At 40.5% G+C, this 19,829-nt stretch carries 26 protein-coding genes and 1 pseudogene; 9 read left to right on the top strand and 18 right to left on the bottom strand.

Features of this window, described 5'->3' with window-relative positions; translation table 11 throughout:
* Positions 1–41 precede the first annotated feature (41 nt).
* The gene (locus MKP07_RS20780; protein WP_240848886.1) at positions 42–740 is read left to right on the top strand and encodes a DUF2490 domain-containing protein; all 699 of its coding nucleotides are present in this window, start codon (positions 42–44) and stop codon (positions 738–740) included.
* Here MKP07_RS20780 and MKP07_RS20775 read toward each other — a convergent pair.
* The 4 genes and pseudogenes from MKP07_RS20775 to MKP07_RS20765 form a co-directional block, all read right to left on the bottom strand.
* Entirely contained in the window at positions 737–1,792 is a 1,056-nt protein-coding gene (locus tag MKP07_RS20775; protein ID WP_240848885.1) for a phytoene desaturase family protein, read from the bottom strand. The genes MKP07_RS20780 and MKP07_RS20775 overlap by 4 nt on opposite strands.
* Before the next feature lie 208 nt (positions 1,793–2,000).
* The gene (locus MKP07_RS39160; RefSeq protein ID WP_262919398.1) at positions 2,001–2,135 is read right to left on the bottom strand and encodes a hypothetical protein; all 135 of its coding nucleotides are present in this window, start codon (positions 2,133–2,135) and stop codon (positions 2,001–2,003) included.
* 117 nt (positions 2,136–2,252) lie between these two features.
* Positions 2,253–2,318 (bottom strand): annotated as a pseudogene (locus MKP07_RS20770) (hypothetical protein); the annotation flags it as partial.
* Between the two features lie 389 nt (positions 2,319–2,707).
* Positions 2,708–3,448, bottom strand: coding sequence for a YggS family pyridoxal phosphate-dependent enzyme (locus MKP07_RS20765; protein WP_240848884.1), 741 nt, complete (start codon positions 3,446–3,448; stop codon positions 2,708–2,710).
* Positions 3,449–3,811: 363 nt separating this feature from the next.
* Between MKP07_RS20765 and MKP07_RS20760 the strand changes: the two genes are divergently transcribed.
* Positions 3,812–4,045 (top strand): hypothetical protein, encoded by a 234-nt coding sequence (locus MKP07_RS20760; RefSeq protein ID WP_240848883.1) that lies wholly within the window; start codon positions 3,812–3,814, stop codon positions 4,043–4,045.
* Positions 4,027–4,209 (top strand): hypothetical protein, encoded by a 183-nt coding sequence (locus MKP07_RS20755; protein ID WP_240848882.1) that lies wholly within the window; start codon positions 4,027–4,029, stop codon positions 4,207–4,209. Before MKP07_RS20760 ends, MKP07_RS20755 begins: the two co-directional genes overlap by 19 nt.
* 382 nt (positions 4,210–4,591) lie before the next feature.
* Here the strand turns inward: MKP07_RS20755 and MKP07_RS20750 are convergent, their stop codons facing one another.
* From MKP07_RS20750 to MKP07_RS20740, 3 genes are all read right to left on the bottom strand, one after another.
* On the bottom strand, positions 4,592–4,804 hold the full coding sequence (locus MKP07_RS20750; protein WP_240848881.1) for a hypothetical protein: 213 nt from the start codon (positions 4,802–4,804) through the stop codon (positions 4,592–4,594).
* Between the two features lie 67 nt (positions 4,805–4,871).
* On the bottom strand, positions 4,872–5,270 hold the full coding sequence (locus MKP07_RS20745) for a hypothetical protein (protein ID WP_240848880.1): 399 nt from the start codon (positions 5,268–5,270) through the stop codon (positions 4,872–4,874).
* Between the two features lie 32 nt (positions 5,271–5,302).
* A complete protein-coding gene (locus MKP07_RS20740) occupies positions 5,303–5,575 on the bottom strand; it encodes a hypothetical protein (RefSeq protein WP_240848879.1) in 273 nt (90 codons plus the stop codon).
* A 932-nt stretch (positions 5,576–6,507) separates the two neighbouring features.
* Here MKP07_RS20740 and MKP07_RS20735 point away from each other — a divergent pair.
* Both MKP07_RS20735 and MKP07_RS20730 read left to right on the top strand, forming a co-directional pair.
* Positions 6,508–8,115, top strand: coding sequence for a hypothetical protein (locus MKP07_RS20735; protein ID WP_240848878.1), 1,608 nt, complete (start codon positions 6,508–6,510; stop codon positions 8,113–8,115).
* Between the two features lie 305 nt (positions 8,116–8,420).
* On the top strand, positions 8,421–9,035 hold the full coding sequence (locus tag MKP07_RS20730; RefSeq protein ID WP_240848877.1) for a TlpA family protein disulfide reductase: 615 nt from the start codon (positions 8,421–8,423) through the stop codon (positions 9,033–9,035).
* 29 nt (positions 9,036–9,064) lie between these two features.
* On the opposite strand, the gene MKP07_RS20725 is transcribed toward MKP07_RS20730, so the two are convergent.
* The 7 genes from MKP07_RS20725 to MKP07_RS20695 all read right to left on the bottom strand — a co-directional run bounded on the left by MKP07_RS20725 (position 9,065) and on the right by MKP07_RS20695 (position 13,890).
* The gene (locus tag MKP07_RS20725; RefSeq protein ID WP_240848876.1) at positions 9,065–9,271 is read right to left on the bottom strand and encodes a hypothetical protein; all 207 of its coding nucleotides are present in this window, start codon (positions 9,269–9,271) and stop codon (positions 9,065–9,067) included.
* 5 nt (positions 9,272–9,276) lie between these two features.
* Positions 9,277–10,659, bottom strand: coding sequence for a M60 family metallopeptidase (locus MKP07_RS20720; protein WP_240848875.1), 1,383 nt, complete (start codon positions 10,657–10,659; stop codon positions 9,277–9,279).
* A gap of 83 nt (positions 10,660–10,742) precedes the next feature.
* The gene (locus MKP07_RS20715) at positions 10,743–11,387 is read right to left on the bottom strand and encodes an HAD family hydrolase (RefSeq protein ID WP_240848874.1); all 645 of its coding nucleotides are present in this window, start codon (positions 11,385–11,387) and stop codon (positions 10,743–10,745) included.
* Positions 11,388–11,451: 64 nt separating this feature from the next.
* A complete protein-coding gene (locus tag MKP07_RS20710; RefSeq protein ID WP_240848873.1) occupies positions 11,452–11,967 on the bottom strand; it encodes a hypothetical protein in 516 nt (171 codons plus the stop codon).
* A 130-nt stretch (positions 11,968–12,097) separates the two neighbouring features.
* The gene (locus MKP07_RS20705; RefSeq protein ID WP_240848872.1) at positions 12,098–12,472 is read right to left on the bottom strand and encodes a hypothetical protein; all 375 of its coding nucleotides are present in this window, start codon (positions 12,470–12,472) and stop codon (positions 12,098–12,100) included.
* A complete protein-coding gene (locus tag MKP07_RS20700) occupies positions 12,457–13,065 on the bottom strand; it encodes a hypothetical protein (protein WP_240848871.1) in 609 nt (202 codons plus the stop codon). Before MKP07_RS20700 ends, MKP07_RS20705 begins: the two co-directional genes overlap by 16 nt.
* A 51-nt stretch (positions 13,066–13,116) precedes the next feature.
* Entirely contained in the window at positions 13,117–13,890 is a 774-nt protein-coding gene (locus tag MKP07_RS20695) for an ABC transporter ATP-binding protein (RefSeq protein WP_240848870.1), read from the bottom strand.
* A 137-nt stretch (positions 13,891–14,027) separates the two neighbouring features.
* Between MKP07_RS20695 and MKP07_RS20690 the strand changes: the two genes are divergently transcribed.
* A complete protein-coding gene (locus tag MKP07_RS20690) occupies positions 14,028–14,459 on the top strand; it encodes a hotdog fold thioesterase (RefSeq protein ID WP_240848869.1) in 432 nt (143 codons plus the stop codon).
* Positions 14,460–14,480: 21 nt separating this feature from the next.
* Here the strand turns inward: MKP07_RS20690 and MKP07_RS20685 are convergent, their stop codons facing one another.
* The 4 genes from MKP07_RS20685 to MKP07_RS20670 form a co-directional block, all read right to left on the bottom strand.
* On the bottom strand, positions 14,481–15,635 hold the full coding sequence (locus tag MKP07_RS20685; protein WP_240848868.1) for an acyl-CoA dehydrogenase family protein: 1,155 nt from the start codon (positions 15,633–15,635) through the stop codon (positions 14,481–14,483).
* A 176-nt stretch (positions 15,636–15,811) separates the two neighbouring features.
* Positions 15,812–17,122, bottom strand: a complete 1,311-nt coding sequence (locus MKP07_RS41335; protein WP_394803682.1) for a DEAD/DEAH box helicase — start codon at positions 17,120–17,122, stop codon at positions 15,812–15,814.
* A 44-nt stretch (positions 17,123–17,166) separates the two neighbouring features.
* Positions 17,167–17,475, bottom strand: coding sequence for a DEAD/DEAH box helicase (locus MKP07_RS39145; RefSeq protein ID WP_262919397.1), 309 nt, complete (start codon positions 17,473–17,475; stop codon positions 17,167–17,169).
* Between the two features lie 317 nt (positions 17,476–17,792).
* Positions 17,793–17,960: a hypothetical protein gene (locus MKP07_RS20670; protein WP_240848867.1), complete on the bottom strand. Its 168-nt coding sequence runs from the start codon at positions 17,958–17,960 to the stop codon at positions 17,793–17,795.
* A 125-nt stretch (positions 17,961–18,085) separates the two neighbouring features.
* Here MKP07_RS20670 and MKP07_RS20665 point away from each other — a divergent pair, with 125 nt between their 5' ends.
* Genes MKP07_RS20665 through MKP07_RS20655 form a run of 3 tightly spaced genes read left to right on the top strand, consistent with a single transcriptional unit; the run spans position 18,086 to position 19,797 of the window.
* Entirely contained in the window at positions 18,086–18,661 is a 576-nt protein-coding gene (locus MKP07_RS20665) for an RNA polymerase sigma factor (protein WP_240848866.1), read from the top strand.
* Between the two features lie 3 nt (positions 18,662–18,664).
* Entirely contained in the window at positions 18,665–18,826 is a 162-nt protein-coding gene (locus MKP07_RS20660) for a hypothetical protein (RefSeq protein ID WP_240848865.1), read from the top strand.
* Positions 18,823–19,797: a S1C family serine protease gene (locus tag MKP07_RS20655; RefSeq protein WP_240848864.1), complete on the top strand. Its 975-nt coding sequence runs from the start codon at positions 18,823–18,825 to the stop codon at positions 19,795–19,797. Before MKP07_RS20660 ends, MKP07_RS20655 begins: the two co-directional genes overlap by 4 nt.
* The last annotated feature ends 32 nt before the right edge of the window (positions 19,798–19,829 follow it).

Raw genomic sequence — 19,829 nt, 5'->3', positions numbered from 1 at the left:
AATGTCACGATCCCTTGTATACAACCACAAGATTAAAACGAATGACTAAAAGATTTGCCGCCATTTTAATTCCTTTCCTATTCTTATGTAATCATCTGTCCGCTCAAACAAGACATGAACAAACCGGTTGGTTTTTCTTTATGAACGGGACTAAGCTCAATGACAAATGGGGAATTCACCTGGATGTACAGGTACGTAGTCATGACGGATGGAATGGCGTTAGAAATGTTCTGGTGCGCCCGGGACTTACCTATTACATCAAACCTAACCAGAACGCTACTTTGGGATACTTATATGTACCTACCATTCCGCAGGACGGCTCTACTTTAACGGAGCACAGGATATGGGAACAATATATTATTTCGCATAAGGCCTTTACCGGCAGCCTTAGCCATCGCTTCAGGCTGGAGCAGCGCTTTATTGAAAAGGCAGGAGATCAAACCGTATTTGCACAACGGCTTCGCTATTTTTTCAGGCATGTTCAACCTCTGAAATCTAATGAAGGTGGTTTTACTAAAGGACCATTTGCCGCTTTGCAAAACGAAGTATTCGCCAATATTCATCATCAAAAGAATACCAATAATCATTTCTTCGATCAAAACCGGGCTTATATTGCAGCGGGGTATCGCTTCTCTAAAAAATTTGATGCAGAAGCCGGATATATGAATGTATTTGCAAAAGGCGCTGTAACCAATACGGTTAACAATGTAGTGCAACTGGCTCTATACACCAGGTTCTAATTACGTTTTCGCTCAGCAGGCGTTGGTTTAGCCTGCCATGAATGATCGTAGGCTTTAAATATGGCAGCGGCTTCAAAATCTTCAGCAGTTATTCTTGCATCCATATAATCAGCCAGTAATCTAAAGGCTTTAGGGTTTTCTTTCTGTAAAATCATCAAAGCTGCATTCGTGCCAGCTTTCACCGCAATAGGCACACCACCGCCCAGTTCTGCCCACTGTCCTCCTACCAACAGGTTGCTGATAGGCGTTTGATAATGCGCTACTTTGTTTTTCATATTCTCCCGGCCTGGCTTAGCCCCCATCATCGTTCCGTTTTTATTGCCGGTATACCGCCAGTGAGTTACAGGCGTTGCCACATCATAAAAAAGAATATGAGCGCGCAGATCTGGTGCGATAATTTTACTTAAGCGATCAATTAAAACTTCGGCAATCTCATTTTTAAGATGCCTGTAGTCTTCATTTCTTATATAGTTCCCTTGCTCGTCTTTCGTGGTAAGCCAGCCGTCTTTAAAAGACATGTAAGCCGGCATAAAGATCGTAAGAGTGCCGCAACCTTCAGGGGCAAGAGAGGGATCTCTCAATGACGGCGTCAGCACAACCATCTCACTCTTTAACGGATCACCACCCGAATGTTCCTCTATACTTGCCTCATTATTGCTGATATGTATCAATTCTTCATTAAACCCTAATTGACCCGGATGGCAGTCTAATGCAACAGAAATAGTTAACGAGCTACTGTAAATATCTGCATCCTGCATTCTCGTTCTCAATTTTTCAGAAAGAACAGCAGGTGGCAACATTTTATTGTACAAGGTTTCCACATCACAAGCCGCTATAATATGCCTGGCTTTTACCTCATGCACCTCTCCCCTGTGTTTAAATAATAAACCTGTTGCATTGTTATTTTTCAACAATATCTTTTCAACCCCGCAATTGATAAAAACATCATTTTGATAATAGTTTACGAGATAGCTCAGCCACTCCGGGATCACCTGTCCACCGCCCTTGGGTGGTGACTGAAAATCTCCGTAGTAAGCCCAGCCAATAGGCACCAGGCATCCGATAATATCGCCATCTGCCGCAAAAATATCATGCAGTTTTTTTCCTTAAAATACCTGTTCAGTCCTTTTGTAATGCCTGCCTCGCCCGAATAGCCCAGGTGCGGAATAAACGCGGAACCAAATTTAATAATCGGTAACTTATTTTTAAGTCTTTCCCAGAAACCCATACTTTCCCCTGCGAAATACGGTGCTGTATTCGTTAAAAGCCTTTCCTATTTTTTTGCTGCTTTAAAAAATGCTTCAATCCCTTTTTTTCGTGGGGAAACTCCTGTATCAAAGTGGCTTTTAATTCTTCCGGGTCATTGGTTAGCAGGTAATCGTGATTATTACCCATATATCGCCTGATTCTTTTTTGAGGAACAGCAACAGGATGATCCTTACCGAGTATAGCGAATATTTTTCCTACAACGCCTTCCGGTCCACATTGATTCAGCCAATGTATAGCCGTATCGAAACGAAAATCCTTCCTGCGAAAGCCAGCCAGGTAGCCGCCTACATGAGGCTCCTTTTCCAGTATACAAACGGAAAGACCGGCTTTGCTTAGTAATGCTCCGGCTGTGAGTCCGCCAACACCTCCCCAATAATAACTACGTCATATTCGGACTTGAATGGTTTACGCATAGGATTATGGTAACAATTCTGCGTAAAATAATGCATTCTCAGGGAAGAAAGAAAAATATCATGAGGTTGATTTCATCGGCTATTTTATATTTTCTAACAGGAAACGAAAAGAGATAACCCCCTCGAAGATTACTGATAATTTATTATTGAAATCTGAATATCATATATTACTGTCTCGTACCTACTTATGGCTATCCATTTTTTGCTATTTCCTTCTAGCAACTAAAATGATACACAAAGCATTTTCAAATCTTGAACTTCAAACTTTGCATTTTAAATCTCCTGCTACACCCTTGCTCCAAAAAGCAGGCTGCCTACACGTACCATGGTACTTCCTTCTTCTACCGCCATTTTATAATCGCCGCTCATTCCCATGGATAGAATTTGAGGTTTAATGTTTGAGATAGCAGGTTGACCTAATTGTTCAAAGAGCTTTTTCAGTTGCCTGAACTCATTGCGTACCAGTGCCTCATCATCACTAAAGCTGGCCATGCCCATCAGGCCCTTGATCTGTACATTTTTAAGTGCCGGCAACTGTGCTAAAACCTCGTGGAGTTCTTTTTCATCCAAACCATACTTAGTCTCCTCCCGTGCCACATGTACCTGCAATAAGCAGTCGACAATACGGTTGTTTTTCAGCGCTTGTTTATTGATCTCCTTTAATAAATTAAAGCTATCCACGCCGTGGATCAAATGAACGAAGGGCGCTATATACTTCACCTTATTGCTCTGTAAATGCCCTATAAAATGCCAGTGAATATCAGCAGGCAATTGTGCTTGCTTATCTAACAGCTCTTGTACATAGTTTTCACCAAAATCTCTTTGGCCCAGGTCATATAAAGCTTGAATATCTGATACCGGCTTTATTTTGGAAACCGCTACCAGGCTTACATTCTGGGAGCTCAATTCTGCTATCAACTGCTGATAGGCTTGTACATTAATCGACATAGCTACAAATGTAAGACCTCCTGTACTTGATAACTCATTTTCATTTGTTTTACCGGGAATCTGATGTTTGGACATCATTAAACCATACACAATAAACAACTGACAATCAATATACTGGGAAATAAATACAAAATTTCAGCTTCTTAAAAGCAACAAAACATTGGTTTCAAACGCCACATTAAGCGATCTATCTTTGTGTTGTCAATACATAATCAAACAACCAGTAACGGTTACAGATTATAAATTAAAAATCAAAGAAAGATGATGAAAACAGTTCTTTTAAAAGCAGAAAAAGTAGCACTCCGGTTGGCAGTACTATTTGCAAACACTTTAACTACAAGTTCCGTATCGAACAAGTAGCAGCATTAATGGCCTATCGCAGAAGATAAAGGTCATTTTAAACATTCATTCCATTTTTAAATAAACATAAAACTCAATACGATGAATATCCTATCTAACACAAAAACATTAGCTGTAGCATTAGTTGCTATACTAACAACCGCTTTTACACCTGCTTTTGCTGGTTTTGAAGATGACAAAAAATCTGAGATTGCTTACATAGGTAATCTGAACGAATCTCCTGTTTACAGGCTATCATTAAACAACGATACCAAAGAAACTTTTTTGTATCTGTTACAGATACTGACGGAAATATATTGTACAATGAAAAGGTAAGTGGTGCAAAGATCGTTCGTAACTACCAGTTTGACAATGCGGTTGGCAACGATTATGAGCTAACCTTTACCATCTCCAACACAAAAGGTAAAACCTTGAGCTCATATAACGTAAACAGAAGTAAAAAAATTACTAATGAAGTAGCAGTTAGTAAGATCAAATAAGGCAATCAATTATACATATAGATGTACCCCCTGTTTTAACAGGGGGTACTTTTTGATATAAAGCGCTGGCGACAACATTCTCCTAATTGAACCTAACACCAATATTCAATTGAAGAACTTCAGCCCGGCTTTTTGGCACCCCTTCTTAGTGGAGTACTGTTTCATTACTAACTATATAAACGTAATAACAATACATGTAAATACCGGCGTTGTTGGCTTTAAGTATTTTTTTATAGTTCGTTAATGAACTTTCAATACTTTTTAGGTTTGGATAATATTGACATTTATTTCGTTAAGCCCTTTTTATATCTTCAGTTGTTATTTACTCCCCACTAAAAGCCAAACCGCACCGGCTATTAAAAAATGCCAAAAATTAAAATGGTCAATCTAAATGCTTTGCGCCCCAGCCAATAGCCAATGGGATTTTTACCGAGTTGTAGGGAGGATTATAAAACCAGTTCCAGTTGCCAACTGCCGACCACGTAAGGAAAATGCCCAGTAAAAGCATAAAATATTCAAACCCATGCTTTCGGTTAGAAATGTCCTGCTGTGCCTGTTCTAAATAATCCATTGGGTTTACTTGTTTACGCTCCACGATTTATCGTACCAATCGCGGGTGCTGTTAATTCCAAATTCAAATTTTTCTTTATCGGTATTTGCCGTTAGGATGAGTTTTTCAAATGCCGATTTACCAAATTTTTAAGTGCCAGATACCATTTTCCCGGTACCGTTTCGTGTTCGCATTCTTCAAAACTTGCCCATTCAAAATCGGCAGGATTGTAAAGCCGATCGCTTTCTTCGGGCTTAAAAAGCTCTGCTTGTTCCAAATCTCCTTCGGCAAGAAATTTTTCATACTTTTTCCGGTCCCATTCATTTGATTTCTCAATCTTTTGCAATGCGTTCTCTTTGCTGTCAAAACTTATGGCACTCACTTTTGCATCTTTATCAGTCCAAATGCTTGCCGTGTAAATAACAAAGTGGGGATGCTCTTCATTCATTCTTTTGATAGCTCTTTCAAGCATTGCGTTTAGCTCTGTAATATAAATTTCCTGGGCTTCCATAGTTTGTTGTGCCTGATTTGAATAATCCGTCGTTATACAATATTTTGCTCTGCAAGAATTCTAGTGTAATACTTTTCCAGCGTTTTTATGTCTACCACCCTTGCATCGGTTTTATCATCGTTTTTGTCGTTGTAGGTAAGCCATTTTGAGTAGAAATGGTTAACTATTTTTATTCCGTTTTTAGTTAAATCAATGTTTATATAATACATCCGGATGATGCGTCCCACCTTATCGATTGGCTGCTTTTTAAGTAGTTTTTTTCGTAGCAAAAGCGCAGTAACCCCAATCAAAAGAAGTTTCTTCAAGTGCATCGGGCAATAATTTTTTCAGGTTTCGGTAGAAACCAAGAGCGGTTTGTTATCGAATAGTACGCCATTCCGTTTTCCTTTTTTATACAAAACATAGTCGCTGAACATCGCTTCAATCATTATGTTATCTATACTTTTAGTTCTCTTTCGAAATTCTTCTTTGAATGTTTTGGTTGTCATACCTGTTCTGATTAGTTTGTCTGATGTTTTTCGGCGGAATTAAGATAGTGGAGTATAGCCTTCACTTTTGTATTTCTGTAATTCCTCTGGGTCCAGCATATTGTAATTTAATAATAAATTATTACTTTTTCTTTATCGTGCAATAAATTATGAAAATAGTGGTGAATAAAAATAATCCATTTCATCATAGGCTTTTACTTTATCCATTACATTTTTTGCTTTATAAAGATCAATAAAATGTCTCAAGTGGCGATTTCTTTTTGAATTTTCTTTGTTGGCCGGAAAGTTGTTTTCTTCAGGCAGGCATCCTTTGCTCAAAAAATCAAAACGACTCCCGAGGGAAAACTGATTAGTATCAGTGCCGAAAAATGTATTATCTCTCTGCAGTTTTCCTCTCTTTTAGTACTCCGGCCAGAACTCCTCCTTTTAATATACAACCCTCTCGAAAAACAATGCGCTGATCACCTGTAAACTGAAAAGCATATACTCGTTAGCCCGAAGACGGCGGCTACCTCATTATGGAATCCAACATTAAAGTACCCGTAAGCAGGCAACGACGACACCTGGTCAAAGAGATATTCTCCTGATTGAACATCTCCATGCGACAACTTTAAGACTTGTCCGATAAATGTTAGCCCTCTGATGAAAAAGTTCCATGCATTCTATAGTTAAAATTTAACCAATTTAAAACAGGTTGCAATAAGTGTAATAACTAATAATTTATATTCGGCAACAAAACCAGCTTTCTTATGCGACTTCTTTCACTTCTTATTTTAGTTATTTACTTTATTCCCGCTCAGTCTCAAACCACTATCCATTTTCCGGATTATGAAACCTCTGCTGCCCCTTATGTGCAGGTATCTAAAATAGAGCTGCACAGTAATACCACAAGACTGTTTTTCACAGTAAACTATGATGGGGACTGGATTAAGATCCCGTCTAAAACTTACATACAGGCAGGCAGCGATACTACGAAGCTATATGTAAAATCCGGTGAAGGAATTGAGATTGACAAACAGCACAAAATGGGCAATGATAACATTGCTACCTACACGCTCGACTTCCCTGCAATACATGCTGCAACATCAACCATCAATTATGGCGAAGACGGAGGTTCCTGGTTCATTGGGAGAATTGAATTATCTAATGAAACAGCTCCTAATAACATGCCTAAAGACTTACGTGGAGGTTGGTATAACTCAAAAACCGGCCTGGCTGAAATAGCTCTTTACAAGACTACAGCGGTATACGATAATAAAATATGGAGTTATAAATTAATCGACCTGTCATCAGACCTCATTGTCCTTACTGATAACAAAACTGTCAGAAGACTATATTTTAATAAGTTAACCCATAGCAAAATACAAGCAGGTGCTTCCTTAAAAAACAGCATCACTTATGTAAAAAACATTCAGGCTGCCACCATTAAAAACATAGCTGCCTATCAGGCAGATAATGTACTAAAAATAGATACTGCTATTTATGAGGGATACATAGCCAACTATAACCCTACCAGCAAATTAAAAACCGGTAAAATAGCTGTAAACAATGTTTTCACAGACAACCAGGATGCTCATATTGTGCAGGTAAATGAGCTGGGATACTTCAAAGTGAGCATACCCTTATTTTACCCGGAAGATGTTTATGTAAACCTGGGCAACAGGTTTTCTGTTTATTTGGAACCGGGCGAAACACTGTTTCATATTATTGACGCACAGTATGGAGATGTGTTCATGGGAACATCGGGACAAATTAATCGCGAGTTAAACTTTCTGTCAGGTATAAAGCACCCGGGTTATGAGGAACTTACCCGGAAAATCGGAAGCGTTTCAGCGGACCAATATAAAGATTTCCTATTATCCAATAGAAAAAAACTATTGGACTCATTAAACGCTATGCAAAAGAATTTTACCATTAGCGAGAGGGCTATACAATTAAAGGCGGTAGCCATTGAAAACAATTGTACCGAAACACTGCTTTCTTACAATATGGATTTTGAAAATCATGTGAGGGATAAATACAATCTAAAGAGCCACAAAGACAGTCTGCCCGAAAAGCCTGAAAAACCCGACAACTATTACAATTTTTTAAGCAATGCAACCATGGGTAACCCGGTATACCTTATGTCTGCAAGCTCCTTCTTCCTCTTTAACAGATTATTTTTCCTCAAAGAGGCGCGGGCTACCAATTCATCTTACGGTTTGAGCACCAGCGCTTTTATCGACTCATTGAGCAGACAAAATATAGCATCAAAAAAAATTGCTGAATTAAAAAAATTCAAGAACAGAAGAACTACATCCAAGTCCCTCATAAAGATATTATTGCACCGTTTGAATCCCAATTATCTCTCCTTGTGAAAGAAAATATGGTTTTATGGAGAAAATATTATAAACTGTTTCCACTAGAAAACGGGTATTCACCGAGCCGCTTGCTACTTTTTTAAAAGACAGCAATGTGGCAGTCTCCGATACGATTATAAATGCTTATCAACAATATGAAAGTACAGAAGCGTACCAAAAGTTTCAAGGGCTTACTACCCGCGAATCCAAGCTTTCCAAAACCTTTCTGAGCAATATGGAGGACTGCATAACTTTTGGATGGGGCAAGGCTGGCAGAATGCCAAAAGAATTTCTTCGAACATAAGCTGCAGTTAAAAAACCCATTGCTGAATGACATTATTATTTCGCAAGAGGTACTTAAAAAGCTTATCAGTCAAACATCGCCCTTAGACAATGAAGAACTCGCCTACTTAAAAAAACAGCTTCAACTACCCATTATAGCTTCTTACTGGCAGGATTGTAACAATGCGGTTAACAATACCATTGCCAAGCAAAGAAACAATACCGAAAGCAAGATAAACAAATTAGGTAATGTAGAAGTACGGAAAGTACTGTCTTCCATAACCGACCAATTTAAAGGTAAGGTTATTTACATAGATTTCTGGGCTACATGGTGCAGCCCCTGCATTGCAGGCATCAGGGAAATAGCTTCGCTGAAAGACGAAATGAAAGAAACAAACGTGGTATTTATTTACATTACAGACCCCTCGTCACCCGAAAAGACATGGAAGAACATGATAGCCGGTATCAATGGCGAACACTTCAGGCTCACAGAAAATGAGTGGAACTACCTTGCAGGTTTTTTCAATATCAGTGGCATCCCGCATTACGCATTGGTTAATAAAAAAGGCGAGATTGTGAGCAGGGATCTTGAACACCAATCCAATACCGAACTAAAAAAATGTTCGAAAAAATGCTTGCTGAGTAATACTTCTTGAAGTATCAAACCCGCCTGAGCTCAACCTTTTTAATCCTCCAGTTTTGTCAGATCTACTTTAGGTTTAGGCAGATTCATCGCTTTGATCTCGGCCCTTGTTTTATCTGCCATTTCCTGTGTCAGCTCATACTTATAATTGCCGTAATCGCCAAACTCAAACTGGCCCACATAGAAAAAACCATATTGATCAAAGAAGTCTGTTAAATCTGTTTTACTTACCTCACAGGCTGTTTTCACAAAGTTTAACTGATATGGTGCAGGATTATTGCCCCTGTCGCCCCAACCGCCATTAGCTCTGCGGCCCCCGCGCTGGCTGGCACGCTCCACATTCCCTTGTTTACGGAAAGCTTCAAAAGATCGGGATAAAAATCAGGATTATTACCGACTCCAGCGAAATATAACTGCAGCTGCCAGAAGGGGATCAAGCGATTAAAAACATCATTGTCTTGCAGATAACATATTTTACGTGCAATAATACTGTCGCGGGCTTTCTGGTAATTTTTTTGTTCACTGATGCGGCTCTTATTGCCAAAGGAAGTAGTGCCATACAAAGAGAAAATATTATTGCTCACTTCTCCCAGTCCACCCCAATTGAGGTAAGGACGTAATTGATGTACATGTCCTACTTCGTGGCTGAATCCCCAGCAAGGATCACCTTTTACCACACGGGCCGGATCAACCACCAGGGCCATCGCATTGCCCGGGTCCGTACCCATATAAGCCACACCATCTCCATCGCGGAACATGTAATAATTGTAGTTGACCCTGGCGAGAATGTGATTATCGGGAACCCTGTTGTATTTAATCAGGCCCAATATGCGGTGTTGCCGGTATACCAAAGAATCATAGTTAGCAATCAGCTCCACCCCTTTTCCGTAAGCGTATTTTTTACAGGCTTCCACAGGATAAGCAATTTGAATATGTCTGCCCCTAGCATCTATAACCGGGTAAACAGCATGATCAATTAATGTATTCCAGTCGCTATTGTTGTTTTTACTTACATCAAAATAGCCATTTACTTTACCCGCTACAAAATGCGCCTGTACTGGCTTTTCTTTTTCCGGCTCTTCAGAGTAGTAGTCGATATAGGCTAACCCTCCTTTATTTTTAACCTGTATAATGTTTACTCCGTTGCGTAAAACAAACCGCTGCTTATGAATACCCCATCCTGCCGGGTCTTTATCAGGCTTCATACCTTCCGGAGCTCTGCGGTTCCAGTCAGGCACTAACAGTCCTACTTCTTTGCCGTCGGCAATGCCATCTACCAGGATGGTATGTTTTCCTTCCGGCAGGTAAATCCCGGTCACCCCCTCGTATTTGCTATACCCGTCGCCGATCATTAATTGCTGACCCAGTGTTGTTGGTGTTAACCAGGCTTTGTATGCGGCCGATCTATAATCCGTTTTGTAAGATTTGTTCCATAATGCCAGAGCTGCTTCCCTTAACTGGCTATTTTGCAGTTGGTCGATTGCAGACTTTTTCACGCCCTTTTTAAGGGATAAAGCCATAGGTGTTTCAAAAACAGCAAGGTCTTTGTACACGGCAGCCAGCTCAACGGCAGACTGAGCAGATAAAAAACCAGCAAAGCCAATAACAGCAGTTAACAGGGCTAAAAATCTCTTCATGATTCAATGATTTGTTGAAAGATAATCTATTGAAAAATGATAAGCCTGTGCAAACGATTGAGCAAGTTTCGTTTGAGATGTAATCAGACTGCTATATCAAAGTTTATAAAATCGGGAGCAAAGCCTATTATGTTCGATTGTATGAACTCTTCTTTCTGATGCATGGTAGTCAAAACAAAACAATCCATACCGGCATTAGCCGCAGCCTCTACACCTTTAGGCGCATCTTCAAATACCAAACAATCGGAAGCGGGAACCTGCAACAGATCGGCACATTTTAAATAAGTTTCAGGGTCGGGTTTGCTATTGGCTACATCATCGGCACTCACGATGGCCTGGAAGTAATGACGAATTCCCAACCCATCTAATACGAAGTCGATATTAAACATAATAGCGGCAGACCCGATCGCCATCTTAATACCTTTGCTGTGATAATGTTCCAACACTCCGGGTAATCCAGCAAGCAACTGTAAATGTGGTCGAAATTCCTCCTGGTACTGTCTTTCCTTTTCTATGCTCATTTTATTTTTATCTTCAATAGAAAACCTGCCGGGAAAAACACGATCTAACAATTCATGGTTCTTACCATAGCATTCTTCTTTGGTTTTTTCCAGAGATATTTCAGCACCCAGTTCATTGAGGATCCTATACCAAGCTTTGATGTGATATTCCATATCATTAATCATCGTACCATTCAAATCAAATAAGAAGGCTTTGTATTGACGCATAAAATTTTATTAAACTAAAAAATGAAAAGATTAAACAAGCGCTTAGGATAGCACTTATCCCGAACTATACAACAATTTTTCTCCAGGGGAGTTGCTGTACTTGGTGATTCATCCACCAACAACCGGCTACAGAAAGGGGTACCAATGCCATTACCAGCCAGCTTATTTTTAAGGCCAGCCAATGTAAAGCCACTAAAATACCGATCAGAAATATACGCAGTAACACCATTAAAAATTTACCGCCCTGCTGTTTGGCATTGGGCTGCTGCGAAAACGGTAGATAATGTGTAGACATTAAAGCACTGATGTAAAAAATAAGGATACTATTAAACCCCACCAACAAAATATCATCCAGTGTTTTATAACCCCATATAGCGAAGGTAACCGTGCTCATTACCAAATAGACCGGTATAAAAAATTTGGCCAGCAATGCCTTTACTGCACCATTAATCAATGCTCCTGGTTTACTAACGGGCGCTGTCTGGTACACCCAGGAAGCCGTATAATTCTCATAATAACTGATCAAAGAAAGGCTCAATGTAACCGAAAACATCCCCAGGTATAGCAACCATAAAAACATGTTTCCGTTGGGTAAATCAGCCAGCTTCTCCCTATATCCTTAAAGTTTCTGAAAAGGATAATAAAAATAAACACAGGAATATAAGCCAGGCTGGGATAAAACTGCATTTTAAAATTCTTATCGCGACCTGTTATTTTCCAAACCAGGGAAAACGAGGCATTTTCATACGGAGACCGGCACAACAGCTGCGCCAGTTTTTCTGAAAGCCTTGATTTGCTATTTGCTGCTTTTTTGTTGAAGCAATAGCACTACCCTCAGCAGGCGCAGACATAAACCTGGAGAAATAAGGAGCCAAATACCTGGCTATGATAAACCCGGAGAGTAAAGGCATCCCAATTGCGCAAACGATCATGCCTATTCGTGCGCCGTCAATAGTGCCTGTCTGTACCGAATCTAACAAACTGGCCATCCACACCGGTGGTAGAAGATACGAGTACCAATGCAATTCGAAACTAAATGCAGTTTCACTCAGGTTGATCAAACGAGGTATTACCTGGTAGGCCACCGCAAAAACACCGTCATAAATACCTGGAAGTAGCCAATAATATCTTTTACTTTCTGTTCGCTGGTATAACGCAATACCAGTCCGTATAAAATATAAGTAACAAAAATGCCGATGGCAGTAGTGAGTATAGTAGTCAGCAAGAGCGTAACGCCTACCGGGATACCATACCTTATGGTTGAAAAAATTAACGGGCATATAATAATAGCCAGTATCAATTGACCCAGGTATACAATAATATGCAGCGTACGGGCTACCAGCAATGTACGGCTGGTAACAGGTTTAGGAAGTATGATCTGCGAGTCTGAAGTATCTAAGAGTACGTTGCTGAAGTCGGTTATGAGGATCATGATCAGCATAAACAAAAGGTAGGTATGCAGAATGATCATTGCAAGCATAAAATCTGGTACCAAAAAAATCATCAATCCCACAAACAACCCCATTAATGCATAAACCATCATGGAGTACAACATGGCGTTTGAAGGCTCCTTCTGCTGGCTCCGCTTCCAGGTAGCCGGTTTGCGTCGCCTGTCCATGGTCAGCTTTGTAGAGGCGATCATGTGCACCTGTTCCAGGTTTACACCAGATAAGGGCAACGACTTTATTAAGCCGAAAAACAACCGGAGGAAAAAGTATCCATGTAATAGTTAGCTGTTTAGTACGTCAATAATTTCTTTGGCAGTATTGGTAGTTACCGAATCGGTAGCAGTCAGCGATTTGAATATACTTTCCAGCGAGCCTTGCTGTGCCTGTTGCCTCAATGTATCAATAGTACCATCTGCAATGATCTGGCCCTTATCAATTAAAATAATCCGGTCGCTGATCTTTTCCACTACGTCCATAATATGCGATGAATAGAAAATAGTTTTACCAGATTGCTTGAGCTGCTGTAACATCTCTTTCACCAGTATTACCGCATTAGCATCTAAACCGCTTAAGGGCTCATCCAGGAAAATAATTTCGGGGTTATGCATCAGGCCGCTTATCAGCAGTACCTTTTGCTTCATACCCTTGCTATAGGTATTCATGCGGGCTTCAGCTTTATCAGCCAAATCGAAAAGCTTTAACAACTCCCATCCCTTAGCTGCAAAGACCTCATCGCTTAAACCATAAAGCTTGCCGGTAAATTTTAAGTATTCTACCGGGGTTAGCACATCGTAAAGCGCCGCCAGTTCCGGTATATAGCCAATTCGCCGTTTCACTTCCAGCGACTCATTACGCACATCCATCCCTAACACTTTTACGTCACCTTCAAACTCATCTATGATGCCAGTAATAATTTTGATCGTAGTACTTTTACCGGCGCCATTCGGACCAATATAGCCTAATATCATTCCCGGCTCTACCTGCAGATTGATACCCTTTAACACATAATTGCCCGCATATTGCTTTTTGAGGTCGGTTATTTCGATCACACTCATATTACAGCTCTTTAAAGTCTCAATATTACAACTATTTATACCCAGATAATTGTTGAAGAACCTGTTTTTTAACAGGACTTGTACTTCTTGCCTGCGATTCATTGTATCGGCTTACATTTATATCCCTAAAAAATAGTATGATCTGGACTAAAGAATATGACCTGGCAAGGTTGAACGAAATAACCAACGACAATATGAATACCCACCTGGGTATAAGATTCACGGCTATTACCGAAAATTCGCTGGAAGCCACTATGCCGGTAAGCGACAAAACCAGGCAGCCTTATGGCATTCTACATGGAGGGGCATCGGTGGTGCTTGCAGAAACGGTGGGTTCTTACGCCAGCAGCCTGGTGGTAGACCGCGAAAAGTTTATGGTAGTGGGTATGGAAATAAATGCCAACCATTTAAGACCGGTTTTATCAGGGTATGCGCGTGCAGTTTGCAGTCCGCTCCACCTGGGTAAAAGCAGCCATGTGTGGGATATTAAGCTGTATAATGACAGTCAACAGCTGATCTGTATCAGCAGACTTACCGTTGCTGTAATTGAAAGAAGAAAGTTTAAATGACCGGTGTACTAAAGCCAGGTTTTATTTTAATATACCCCTGCTTATGACGATTCTTTGTACCTCGCTGGTACCCTCATAGATCTGTGTGATCTTGGCATCACGCATCAATCGTTCTACATGATATTCTTTTACATAACCGTATCCGCCATGTACCTGCACGGCTTCAATCGCAGTCCACATAGCGGTCTCAGAGGCATAGAGCTTGGCCATGGAAGAACTGATGGTATAGTCCTGATGTTGGTCTTTTTCCCAGGCGGCTTTCAAACATAACAGCCTGGCTGCTTCAATTTTCATGTGCATATCGGCCAGCTTAAAAGCAATGGCCTGGTGGTTCATAATTTCGGTACCAAAAGCTTTTCTTGTTTTAGCATATTCTTTAGCCAGTTCATAAGCGCCACTGGCAATACCCAATGCCTGGGAAGCAATGCCAATACGGCCTCCTGCCAATGTTTTCATTGCGAATGAAAAACCAAAACCATCCGCTCCGATCCGGTTTTCTTTGGGCACTTTTACATCAGTAAACATAACTGTGTGCGTGTCGCTACCTCTTATTCCCAGCTTATTTTCTTTCGCAGCTACCGTAACTCCCGGCCAGTTCTTCTCTACAATTAATGTATTAATACCTTTCGATCCTTTCGAAATGTCTGTTTGTGCCATTACGAGGTAAACAGATGCTGTTCCTCCATTTGTGATCCAGTTTTTAGTGCCATTCAGTAAATAATAATCGCCTTTATCTTCAGCGGTGGTTCGCTGTGAGGTAGCATCACTGCCCGCTTCCGGCTCACTCAACATAAAAGCGCCTATATACAATGCGCCGTCCTTTTTCCCTTGCGCTAGCGGTGTCAGGTACTTCTTCTTTTGTTCTTCAGATCCGAAAGCCTGCAGCCCGTAGCAAACCAGGCTATTGTTAACACTCATGCACACGCTTACGCTGGCATCCACTTTCGATATCTCTTCCATAGCCAGCACATAGCTGATCGTGTCCATACCAGCTCCGCCATATTGCTCATCTACCATCATACCCAGAAATCCAAGGTCGGCCAGTTTGGATATTTGTTCTAAGGGGAATTTTTGTTGCTCATCGCGTTCGATCACACCCGGTAAACACTCATTTTGAGCGAAATCCCGGGCTGCTTTCTGTATCATTAGTTGCTCTTCGGTCAGTTCAAAATTCATATAGCTACGTTTATATAAATGTAATTCTTTTATACAAATACAATAACCTGTCTATTAAAAGTTGATAGAAAGCAACTCCATGAACGATATATAAGATAAAAAAACGGCGAACGGATACACTAAAAACAAAAAAATCGCTCCGGGGAGCGATTTAATAATTTATTAGAAGAGGTAAATTATCTTCTGCGTCCGCCGCCTTGTTCGGCGTCGTTCATGCGAATTTTTCTGCCTCGATAATTTTTACCGTCCAGTGCTTTGATCATTTTATTACCTGCAGATGGATCGATCTCTACCCAGCTATTCATATCCTTCATGTCTATCTTACCGAGCACATCTTTACTCAATCCGCTCATGTCCAGAATAAACTGTAAAAAGCTTGCTTTATAAAAACCATCTTTCGTACCAAGGTTTACAAATAAACGCTGATAGTTACCATTGCTGCTCCTGGAGCTGCGGCCTTCCCTGCCACTACTTCTCTCAGCACTTCTCCCTTCCCTGCCAGCTTTACCCGAATCACGGATGTTCAAATCAGCTGAGTTCTCATAGTATTTTAAAAATCGGTCGAATTCCAATGCAGCTACACGTTGCATAATTTCTTCTTTATCTACATCTGCAAATTTCTCCTGCAGAATAGGAAGATAAGTAGCGTACTCACCATTGCTGATATCAGCCTGCAGCATTTTATCGATAAAATGGAAGAACTGTTTGCGGCAAACATCTTTACCACTTGGAATATCCATTTTATGAAACTTCGTATTTACCAGCTTTTCAATCTGGCGTAAACGATAGAGTTCTCTTGGTGTAACCAATGAAACCGAAACCCCGCTCTTACCAGCACGGCCCGTTCTGCCGCTTCGGTGCGTATAAACTTCTGTATCATCTGGTAATTCATAATTAATAACGTGTGTTATTTCCTTTACATCAATACCCCTTGCTGCTACGTCTGTAGCTATCAGCAATTGAATTGACTTTTCACGGAAACGCGCCATTACTTTATCACGCTGCGCCTGCGTTAAATCGCCATGCAAGGCTTCAATATCATATCCTTCACGGATAAGGCTCTCTGTTACATTTTGCGCATCAGCCTTGGTTCTGGTGAAAACAATACCGTAAATACCCGGATTGAAATCTATAATACGCTTTAAGGTTTCGTACCTGTTTACGTGTTGTGTAGAATAATACTGGTGATCAATATTGGCATTCCCTGAATTCACTTTACCTACGGTAATCTCATGGGGATTGTCCATATATCGCTTGCTTACCTGCCTGATTGCCGGTGGCATAGTTGCACTAAACAGCCAGATGCTATCCCGGTTAATGGTTTCCTTTAGAATGAATTCAATATCATCCTTAAAGCCCATATTCAGCATTTCATCTGCCTCATCTAATACTACATAGTTAATACCTTCTAAATTAATGGCTTTGCGTTCGATTAAGTCAATCAAACGACCAGGGGTAGCTACAATGATGTTGGTTCCCCGTTTGATTTCCCTGATCTGATCAGAGATAGAGGCACCACCATAAACGGCAGTTACACCAACAGGACTTTTTTCCCTTTGAAGTTGCCTAAGTCTTTAGCAATTTGCAGACATAGCTCGCGCGTTGGGCAAATGACCAAAGCTTGCGGCGTACGTTGTTCTTTACTAATTAATTGCAATAAGGGTAAACCAAATGCTGCTGTTTTACCGGTACCGGTTTGTGCTAAACCTATAAAATCTTTGGTACCTTGTAATAAAACGGGAATGGCTTGTTCCTGAATGGGTGTGGGAGTTACGAAACCGATAGTTTCCAGAGATTGAAGCAGCCCAGCCTCAATCCCTAATGATTCAAATGTTGTCATAAAAAGAGTGCAAAGGTAACAAAAACAAATCATTTGGCAATTTTTGAAAATATATGCCCCGTGTTACCCATTGCCGAAGCCTTTGTTTTCAGCTGCATTTGCAGCTATGCCAAAAATACTTTCCAAATCCGGGGTCGTCACTATTACCTTAAGGAAACATAACAAAATCGCGGGCCCCATTACTTACCGGCCAGCATTCCTTAAGGGTATAAAAAAACCACTCCGCCGTAGCGGAATGGCTCCTCTATATTGCTTGCCGAATAAAAATTATAATTTAATTGCAGACGTGTCAGCTGCTGCAGAAGTTGTATCCAGGTTTACCATAGTATCGGTTGGATTAACCGGAGGTTACCCAAAGTTGGATCAACCGAACTGGTGTCAGCACTAACATTAGTAGAGTCTGAACCACCTTCGCCTTCTGCCGCATTATTACATGCTACAAATCCTAAAGAACTGATTGCGAATAAAATAAATAACTTTTTCATAAAATTTAAGGTTTGCTGTTAAAATAGTTAATACCCAAAGGGAAAAAGGTAACCCATAAATAAAAATTTTTTTCTGACTGCGAAAGGGTTACTATTTTTAAAAATTCGTATTAAATTATCACAGGTTGAAAGATTCTACATTAGAACAGGAAATAATTTTATTGAAGGGATTAGCTCGTAACGACAAAAGATCGGTTGAAATGATCTATGGGCAGAACTACAATCTGGTTCAGGCCCTGGTAATCAACAACAACGGAACCATAGACGATGCCAAAGATATTTTCCAGGAGGCAATGATGGTTTTGTATGACAAGGCCAGGTCGGGTAGTTTTGAATTGAATTGCCAGATAAGGACCTACCTCTACTCGGTTGCCAGGAGGCTTTGGCTAAAAAAACTGAACCAGAGCAACAGGCATACGACCGATTTTGATGATACCAACGAAACTCAGATAGCTGTGGATGGCGAAGTAGTGGAGCACGAACAGAAAGATGCTGAATTTGAAATGATGCATGCCGCCATCAGCACATTAGGAGAACCCTGTAAAAGCCTGCTGGAGGCGTTTTATTTTAAAAACAACAGCATGCAGGAAATAGCAGAAAATTTTGGGTACACGAATGCAGAAAATGCAAAGACCCAAAAATACAAATGCCTGATGCGCTTGAAAAAATATTCTTTTCTCAATATAAAAAAACCTGATTAAGTGATGAATGACCAGAATAATAATATAACCCTTTTAGATGCCGTTGAGCGGTACATAATGGGTAATATGAACCCTGACGAACGGCTTCATTTTGAAAACCTGCGTAAGGCGGATAGTGAGGTAGATCAAATGGTGGTGGAGCATACGTTGTTTTTACAAAAATGAACCGCTTCAACCAGTGGCAGAAATTTCAGCTTTCACTGAATGAAGTGCACAATGATCTTTCGGCCCAGGGCAAAATAAATGCTGCTAAACCTAAAGGAGGCAAGGTTGTATACCTGTTTCATAAGTTTAAGAAAACGGCAGCCATTGCTGCTTCCATTGCAGGCATTACCGCTTTAATGGTAAACGGGATTGTAGGCTCCGTTACTCCCAAAGCACCTAAAGACCAGCTGGAAATTCTTAAAAAGAATATTAATACGCTCCAGGTAAAATCGCGGCTGCAGGACAAAGAAATCAACACACTTAAGCAGGGCAACACTGCAACCGTTACTCCAGAAATACCTTACACCAATAGTGGTACCGGCTTTATCATAGACGGGAAAGGCTACCTGGTTACCAACTACCACGTAATAAAAGAAGCAAAAAATATAGCAGTACAAAATACAGCGGGTAAAGAGTTCCTGGCAAAAGTAGTATACCTTAACCCGGCAACAGATATTGCTATCTTAAAAATAAACGACCCTGATTTTAAAGCTTTACCAGGTACGCCTTATGGTTTTACCAAAAAAGCAACCGACCTGGCTGAGCCTATATTTACCTTAGGTTATCCTAAAGATGAGGAACTGGTTTACGGACAAGGTTACCTAAGCTCGAAAACAGGCTATAATGGTGATACATTGAGCTGCCAGATTGATATAAAAGCAGAAAGAGGTAATAGCGGCAGTCCTGTATTAAATAGCAATGGTGAAATAATTGGTATCTTAAATGCCAAACAAAAAGATGCGGAAGGTGTGGCATTTGCTATTCAGACCCGTAATATCTTTAATGCCCTGAGTGATGCGAGAAAGAGAGACGATATTGATTCTACGATAAAAAATATAAAGCTGAGCACCAAAAGCTCACTTAGTGGACTGAAAAGTCCTCAACAGGTAAAGAAAATAGAAGAATACATATATATGGTGAAAGTGAATTGAGGCGATTAAACAAAGCCAAAACCGGATAGGCG

Source organism: Paraniabella hibiscisoli (genome assembly GCF_022512515.1).
In the GTDB taxonomy this organism is placed as follows: domain Bacteria; phylum Bacteroidota; class Bacteroidia; order Chitinophagales; family Chitinophagaceae; genus Niabella; species Niabella hibiscisoli.
This window is presented reverse-complemented; position numbering and strand designations above follow the sequence as displayed.